Origin of the sequence: Streptomyces sp. TM32 (assembly GCF_004122755.1) — a bacterium.
GTDB classification, from domain to species: domain Bacteria; phylum Actinomycetota; class Actinomycetes; order Streptomycetales; family Streptomycetaceae; genus Streptomyces; species Streptomyces sioyaensis.
This window is the reverse complement of the sequence record NZ_SDIG01000249.1, coordinates 1-6,869: the sequence shown is the minus strand read 5'-3', so window position 1 is coordinate 6,869 and position 6,869 is coordinate 1. Positions and strand designations below refer to the sequence as shown.

At 72.8% G+C, this 6,869-nt stretch carries 4 protein-coding genes; 2 read left to right on the top strand and 2 right to left on the bottom strand.

What is annotated here, in order from left to right; all coding sequences use genetic code 11:
- Window positions 1–313 precede the first annotated feature (313 nt).
- A complete protein-coding gene (gene rpsA, locus EST92_RS30300; RefSeq protein ID WP_129251402.1) occupies window positions 314–1,834 on the bottom strand; it encodes a 30S ribosomal protein S1 in 1,521 nt (506 codons plus the stop codon).
- A gap of 378 nt (window positions 1,835–2,212) precedes the next feature.
- Here rpsA and EST92_RS30290 point away from each other — a divergent pair, with 378 nt between their 5' ends.
- Window positions 2,213–3,052: a class I SAM-dependent methyltransferase gene (locus tag EST92_RS30290; protein WP_129283880.1), complete on the top strand. Its 840-nt coding sequence runs from the start codon at window positions 2,213–2,215 to the stop codon at window positions 3,050–3,052.
- 127 nt (window positions 3,053–3,179) lie between these two features.
- Entirely contained in the window at window positions 3,180–5,756 is a 2,577-nt protein-coding gene (gene hrpB, locus EST92_RS30285; protein WP_129283879.1) for an ATP-dependent helicase HrpB, read from the top strand.
- Between the two features lie 30 nt (window positions 5,757–5,786).
- Here the strand turns inward: hrpB and EST92_RS30280 are convergent, their stop codons facing one another.
- Entirely contained in the window at window positions 5,787–6,812 is a 1,026-nt protein-coding gene (locus EST92_RS30280; RefSeq protein WP_129283878.1) for a DUF3068 domain-containing protein, read from the bottom strand.
- Window positions 6,813–6,869: the final 57 nt, after the last annotated feature.

Below are 6,869 nucleotides of genomic sequence, written 5' to 3'. Positions count from 1 at the left end.
TCCGCCACCGACGTCGCCAGCACCACCCGGCGCACGCCGGCCCCTCACCTCACGCCTACCCCGTAGCCCCTCATCTCACATTTCGCGTTCCACTTTTCGGGGGTGAACCAGCCTTCACGGAGGGCGAGTTCACCCGCCCCTCCCCACACTCCCGCATCGTGACGCACGCCAGACCCATCTCACCCGCCACCCCACGCGGCACCTCAGCACCCCGGCACCCAGCACCGACAACCAGCGTGCACGTACACCAAAGGCCCGCTCCCCCTGAGGGGAACGGGCCTTCAGCTATCGGCTGGTGCCTATCGGCGAGAACTCAGCTCTGGCCGCCGGCCAGCTTCTCGCGGAGCGCGGCGAGCGCCTCGTCCGACGCCAGGGCGCCGGAGTTGTCCGCCGACTCCGAGGAGTACGAGCCGCCGCCACCGGCGTTGCCGCCGCCGGCCTGGCCGCCACCCTGCGCCGCCGGCGCCGCAGCGCCCTCGGCCGCAGCCTGCTCGTCGGCCTCGCGGGACTTGATGACCTGAGCCTGGTGCTGCTCGAAGCGCTGCTGCGCCTCGGCGTACTGGTTCTCCCACGCCTCGCGCTGAGCCTCGTAGCCCTCGAGCCAGTCGTTGGTCTCGGGGTCGAAGCCCTCGGGGTAGATGTAGTTGCCCTGGTCGTCGTAGGACGCGGCCATGCCGTACAGGGTCGGGTCGAACTCGACCGCCGCGGGGTCGGCACCGAAGGACTCGTTGGCCTGCTTCAGCGAGAGGCTGATGCGACGGCGCTCGAGGTCGATGTCGATGACCTTGACGAAGATCTCGTCGTTGACCTGGACGACCTGCTCCGGGATCTCGACGTGGCGCTCGGCCAGCTCGGAGATGTGGACCAGGCCCTCGATGCCCTCGTCGACGCGCACGAACGCACCGAAGGGAACGAGCTTGGTGACCTTACCCGGGACGACCTGACCGATCTGGTGGGTCCGGGCGAACTGCTGCCACGGGTCTTCCTGCGTCGCCTTGAGCGACAGGGACACACGCTCGCGGTCCATGTCGACGTCCAGGACCTCGACCGTGACCTCCTGGCCGACCTCGACAACCTCGGAGGGGTGGTCGATGTGCTTCCAGGACAGCTCGGAGACGTGGACGAGACCGTCGACGCCGCCCAGGTCCACGAAGGCACCGAAGTTGACGATGGAGGAGACGACGCCGGAGCGCACCTGACCCTTCTGGAGGGTGGTGAGGAAGGTCTGGCGGACCTCGCTCTGGGTCTGCTCCAGCCAGGCACGGCGGGACAGGACCACGTTGTTGCGGTTCTTGTCCAGCTCGATGATCTTGGCCTCGAGCTCCTTGCCCACGTAGGGCTGAAGGTCGCGGACGCGGCGCATCTCGACCAGGGAGGCCGGGAGGAAGCCACGGAGGCCGATGTCGAGGATGAGACCACCCTTGACGACCTCGATGACGGTACCGGTGACGATGCCGTCCTCTTCCTTGATCTTCTCGATGGTGCCCCAGGCGCGCTCGTACTGGGCGCGCTTCTTCGAGAGGATCAGGCGGCCTTCCTTGTCCTCCTTCTGGAGGACCAGGGCCTCGATCTCGTCACCGACGGCGACGACCTCGTTGGGGTCGACGTCGTGCTTGATCGAGAGCTCACGGCTCGGGATGACGCCTTCGGTCTTGTAACCGATGTCGAGCAGGACCTCGTCCCGGTCGACCTTCACGATGACGCCGTCGACGATGTCGCCGTCGTTGAAGTACTTGATCGTCTCGTCGATCGCGGCGAGGAAGGCTTCCTCGTTACCGATGTCGTTGACCGCAACCTGCGGAGTGGTGGCGGTGGTCTCGGTGCTGCTCGTCATGTGGGAAAGGGCTCCGGTACGGACATTGAAGTCGTAGGTACTGCTACGCCGAGAGCCCGTATCGCCTCTGCAGAAGCCGGACAGTGTCAAGGGCGCACCTTCGGGAGAACCGCAAATGCCAGAGCATTCGGAGCGACCCGAATCGCCTCAAAACCGAGGGGACATACATACAGATGCGAGCGCGGCCTGCTCCGTCTGAGGCGCGCAGGCCCGCAGCGCAACTTGTAGCATACGGGGGCAGCCGGACCCGGTCAATGCGCGAACGCGCACACCCGGGGCAGAACGCCCCATAACCGGCACACGCGATGTTCCGCGAGGTCGAACGGCCTCACAGCCCCTGCAGCGACAAGCAGAGCGAACACTACGACGACGGGCGCCATGAACCAAGAGCACGAGCCGGAGGCGACCCGCCGTGACGCCTCGGACACCGAAAGCAGCCGGGCCAGCCGGGGCTGGTGGGACAGCAACGCGGACGAGTACCAGAGCGAGCACGGGGCGTTCCTCGGGGACGACCGCTTCATCTGGGGTCCCGAGGGGCTGGACGAGGCGGAGGCCGCGCTGCTCGGGCCGGCGGCCGAGCTGAAGGGGCGGCGGATCCTGGAGATCGGGGCCGGCGCGGCGCAGTGCTCCCGCTGGCTGGCGGCGCAGGGCGCGCTCCCGGTGGCGCTGGACCTCTCCCACCGGCAGTTGCAGCATGCGCTGCGGATCGCCGACGGGGCGGCGGACGACACCACGGAGCTGGTGGAGGCGGACGCCGGGGCGCTGCCGTTCCGCGACGGCAGTTTCGACCTCGCCTGTTCCGCGTACGGGGCGCTGCCGTTCGTCGCGGATCCGGTGCGGGTGCTGCGTGAGGTGCGCCGGGTGCTGCGGCCGGGCGGCCGGTTCGTCTTCTCCGTGTCCCACCCGATCCGCTGGGCCTTCCCGGACGAGCCGGGGCCCGAGGGGCTCTCGGTGGGGGCGTCGTACTTCGATCGCACGCCGTACGTCGAACAGGACGAGGCCGGGCGGGCGGTGTACGTGGAGCACCACCGGACGCTGGGCGACCGGGTGCGGGACGTGGTGGCCGCGGGGTTCCGGCTGGAGGATCTGGTGGAACCGGAATGGCCGGAATGGAACACCCAGGAGTGGGGCGGCTGGTCCCCGCTGCGGGGGCATCTGATCCCGGGGACGGCGATCTTCGTGTGCACGGCGGCTGCCGAAGCTCCGGTACGAGGCTGACGGACGCAGGTCCACAACGGACGGGCGGGACTCTGCGGGGGGCGACCCGGGCCGGGGCCGTCCTGGGCCGTCCGGGGGCGGAGAGTGTGCCGGCCGGTGGAGGTGGCGGGGGCGGCAGACTGGGGGCGTGATCCGTCGTGACGTCCTCGCCCAGTTGCCCGTCCGTACCGCGTTGCCCGCGCTGCGCGCCGCTCTCGACGGGCCCGGAGCCGCGGTGCTGTGCGCGCCGCCGGGCACCGGCAAGACGACGCTGGTGCCGCTGGAGCTTGCGGGTCTGACGGGCGCGGGGCCGGTGCGGCGGGTGCTGGTCGCCGAGCCGCGCCGGATCGCGGCCCGGGCGGCCGCGCGCCGGATGGCCTGGCTGCTGGGCGAGAAGGCCGGTGAGCGGGTGGGGTTCACGGTGCGCGGGGAGCGCCGGGCCGGGGCCCGTACGGTCGTCGAGGTGGTGACCACCGGGGTGCTGCTGCAGCGGCTGCAGCGCGATCCGGAGCTGGCCGGGGTCGATGTGGTGGTCCTCGACGAGTGTCATGAGCGGCATCTCGACGCCGACACCTCCGCGGCCTTCCTCCTGGACGTGCGGGAAACGCTGCGGCCCGAGCTGGGGCTGGTGGCGGCGTCGGCCACTACGGATGCCGAGGGGTGGGCGCGGTTGCTGGGCGGCTCCGTGGGGGCGGCGCCGGTGGTCGAGGCGGCGGGCGTGTCGCACCCCGTGGACGTGGTGTGGGCGCCGCCGCAGCGGCCGGTGCAACCGGCGCACGGCATGCGGGTCGATCCGGCGCTGCTGGGGCATGTGGCGGCGGTGGTGCGGCGGGCGCTGCACGAGCAGACGGGCGACGTCCTGTGTTTCCTGCCCGGTGTCGGCGAGATCGGGCGGGTCGCCGGGCAGCTGGCCGGGGTGGACGCCGAGGTGCTGCAGGTGCACGGGCGGGCGGCGGCCGAGGTGCAGGATGCCGTGCTGGCGGGCGGGGCCGGCGTGCGCCGGGTGGTGCTGGCGACGTCGGTGGCGGAGTCCAGCCTGACGGTGCCGGGTGTGCGGGTGGTGGTGGACAGCGGGCTGGCGCGGGTGCCGCGGACGGATCATGCGCGCGGGCTCAGTGCGCTGGCGACCGTACGGGCCTCCCGGGCGGCGGCCCGGCAGCGTGCCGGCCGGGCGGGGCGGGAGGCGCCGGGTGTGGTCTACCGCTGCTGGGCGGAGGGCGAGGACGGGCGGCTGCCGGCGTTTCCCGATCCGGAGATCAAGGTGGCCGATCTGACGGCGTTCGCGTTGCAGGCGGCGTGCTGGGGCGATCCGGCGGCCCGTGGTCTCGCGCTGCTCGACGCGCCGCCGGCCGGTGCGCTGGCCGCGGCCCGGGAGGTGCTGACGGCGGTCGGCGCGGTGGACGCGGAGGGCCGGGCGACCGACCGGGGCGTCCGGATGGCGCGGCTCGGGCTGCATCCGCGGCTGGCGCGTGCCCTGCTGGACGGGGCGCCCGAGGTGGGCCTGCGGCGTGCCGCGGAGGTGGTCGCGCTGCTCAGCGAGGAGCCGCCGCGGGCGTACGGGGACGATCTGGCGGCCGCGTGGCGCACCGTGCGCCGGGGCGGCGACGCGTATGCGGCGCGGTGGCGGCAGGAGGCCCGGCGGCTGGCGTCGGCGGCCGGTGAGCCGCGGGCCGGGGCAGCCGGCGGGGACGGGGCCGCGGTGGGGGCTGCCGGGGGCCGTGGCGACGATGCCGTTGCCGGGCTCATTGCGGCGCTGGCGTTCCCGGAGCGGGTGGCCCGGACCCGCGGGGGCGGGAGTTTCCTCCTGGCGTCCGGGACGGGGGCCGAGTTGGCGGGGGCGGGTCCGGGGACGCGGGCCGGGGACGGGTCGGGGCTGCGCGATGCGGAGTGGCTGGCCGTCGCGGTGGCGGACCGGCCGGTGGCGGCGGTGTCGGCGCGGATCCGGCTGGCGGCGGTGATCGATGAGGAGACGGCGGGTGCGGCGGCGCGGGCACTGTACTCCTCGGGCGAGGAGGTGCGGTGGTCGGGCGGCGATGTGGTGGCCCGGCGGGTGACCCGGCTGGGGGCGATCGAGCTGGCGTCCCGGCCGCTGGCCTCGCCCGACGCGGGGCTGCTGCGGGACGCGGTGGTGTCGGGCCTGCGGCGGGAGGGGCCCGGACTGCTGCGGTGGCCGGCCGCCGCGGTGTCCTTGCGGCAGCGGATGGCGTTCCTGCACCGGGCGTGGGGTGCGCCGTGGCCGGAGGTGTCGGACGAGGCGCTGCTGGCACGCGTCGACGAGTGGCTGGGGGTGGAGCTCGCCGCGGCACGGCGGCGGGCCGATCTGGAGCGGATCGACGCGGGGCAGGCGCTGGCCCGGCTGCTGCCGTGGGCGACCGGGGAGGCGGCGCGCTTCGACGAGCTGGCGCCGGAGCGCGTCGAGGTGCCGAGCGGTTCGCGGGTGCGGGTGGATTACGGCGGTGAGCAGCCCGTACTGGCCGTGAAACTGCAGGAGTTGTTCGGCTGGCAGGAGTCGCCGCGCGTGTCGGGCGTGCCCCTGCTCATTCACCTGCTGTCCCCCGCCGGCCGCCCGGCCGCGGTCACCGCCGATCTCGCCTCCTTCTGGAAGGACGGATACCGGTCCGTACGCGCGGAGTTGCGCGGCCGCTACCCCAAGCACCCCTGGCCGGAGGACCCTTCGACGGCCGCGCCGACGCGGCACACGACGGCACGGCTCAAGCGGGGCTGAGCCGGAGGAGGGAGCGCGGGTGTTCCGATGTCACCGGGGACGTGACGGACCGCCCCTGCCGGCCCCGCCGCCGGGCGCGGCGGCGGGCGCGGGCCGGCGGGCGGGGGCGGTGCGGGGTCGGCGGCTGCGGGCTTCGAGGTGCAGGCTCAGGGCGAGCAGGGCGGCGCCGAGGGTCAGGAATCCCCAGGGGAGGTAGCGGGTGAGCAGCAGCACGAGGGTGCGCTGCGCTTTCACCAGCGAGACGGTGGCGTCGACGTAGTCGGCGCGCATCGTCACATGGCCGGCGAACGCGGTGACCGTGCGGCCGCCGGGCAGCAGATCGCCGCCGCGCAGCTCCTCCTTGTGGATCTCCTGGCCGTTGACCGGCGCTCCGGTGACCGGCTCCACCCAGAACATCCGCTTGGTGGTGTACCAGCGGGTGGTGCCCATCTTCGCGACGGCCTGCGGGGTGACGCCCTTGACCGGCATCTTCTTGGGGAGTGCGACCTTGGTCCAGGGGATGGTCTGCTCGAAGTAGTAGACCTCCAGGCCGCGGAAGGTGCGGGTCCCCCTGTAGTGGATGGGGGCGGAGGTGCGGGTCTGGGCATCGAAGTAGGCGTAATCGCGCTTCTCGGTGAGGAACGGCCACTTGTATTCGATGCCCTCGCGGCGGACCGGGTCGCCGTCGACCGACTCTCCGGTGGCGTGCACGGGTTCTTGGGAGTGCGCGTCGAAGATGTAGCGCTCGGGGATCTCGGAGACCATCTTTCCGTCGGGGCCGGCGACGTAGGACAGCGCGTCCCAGACGACGACATCGCGGCCGGCGGACTGCTCGATCCGGTCGGATGCGGCGACGTTGCCCTTGAGGGTCTGCACGATGGTGACCTCGGGAACCTGCTCGGCCTTCATCGTCCCGTAGTTGAGGAGCGTGGCGGGCTTCGCCTCCAGGACCATGTCCTGGTACTGGCCGGGAGGGATCTTGGCAAGCCGGGGGAAGGCGTACCACCGCATCAGCGGGGACAGTGCGGTGAAGAAGACGGCGACGGCCAGCAGCACCAGGCTCGCCGTGCGGCGCATGCCGCGGGCCGCTCGTCGCCGGCCGGCGGCGGCGGGGGTCTCGGCCGGGGGTACGGG

Coding starts and splice junctions, on each gene's coding strand:
- rpsA (WP_129251402.1), bottom strand. CDS start 1,834: ATGACGAGCAGCACCGAGACCACCGCCACCACTCCGCAGGTTGCGGTC.
- EST92_RS30290 (WP_129283880.1), top strand. CDS start 2,213: ATGAACCAAGAGCACGAGCCGGAGGCGACCCGCCGTGACGCCTCGGAC.
- EST92_RS30280 (WP_129283878.1), bottom strand. CDS start 6,812: ATGCGCCGCACGGCGAGCCTGGTGCTGCTGGCCGTCGCCGTCTTCTTC.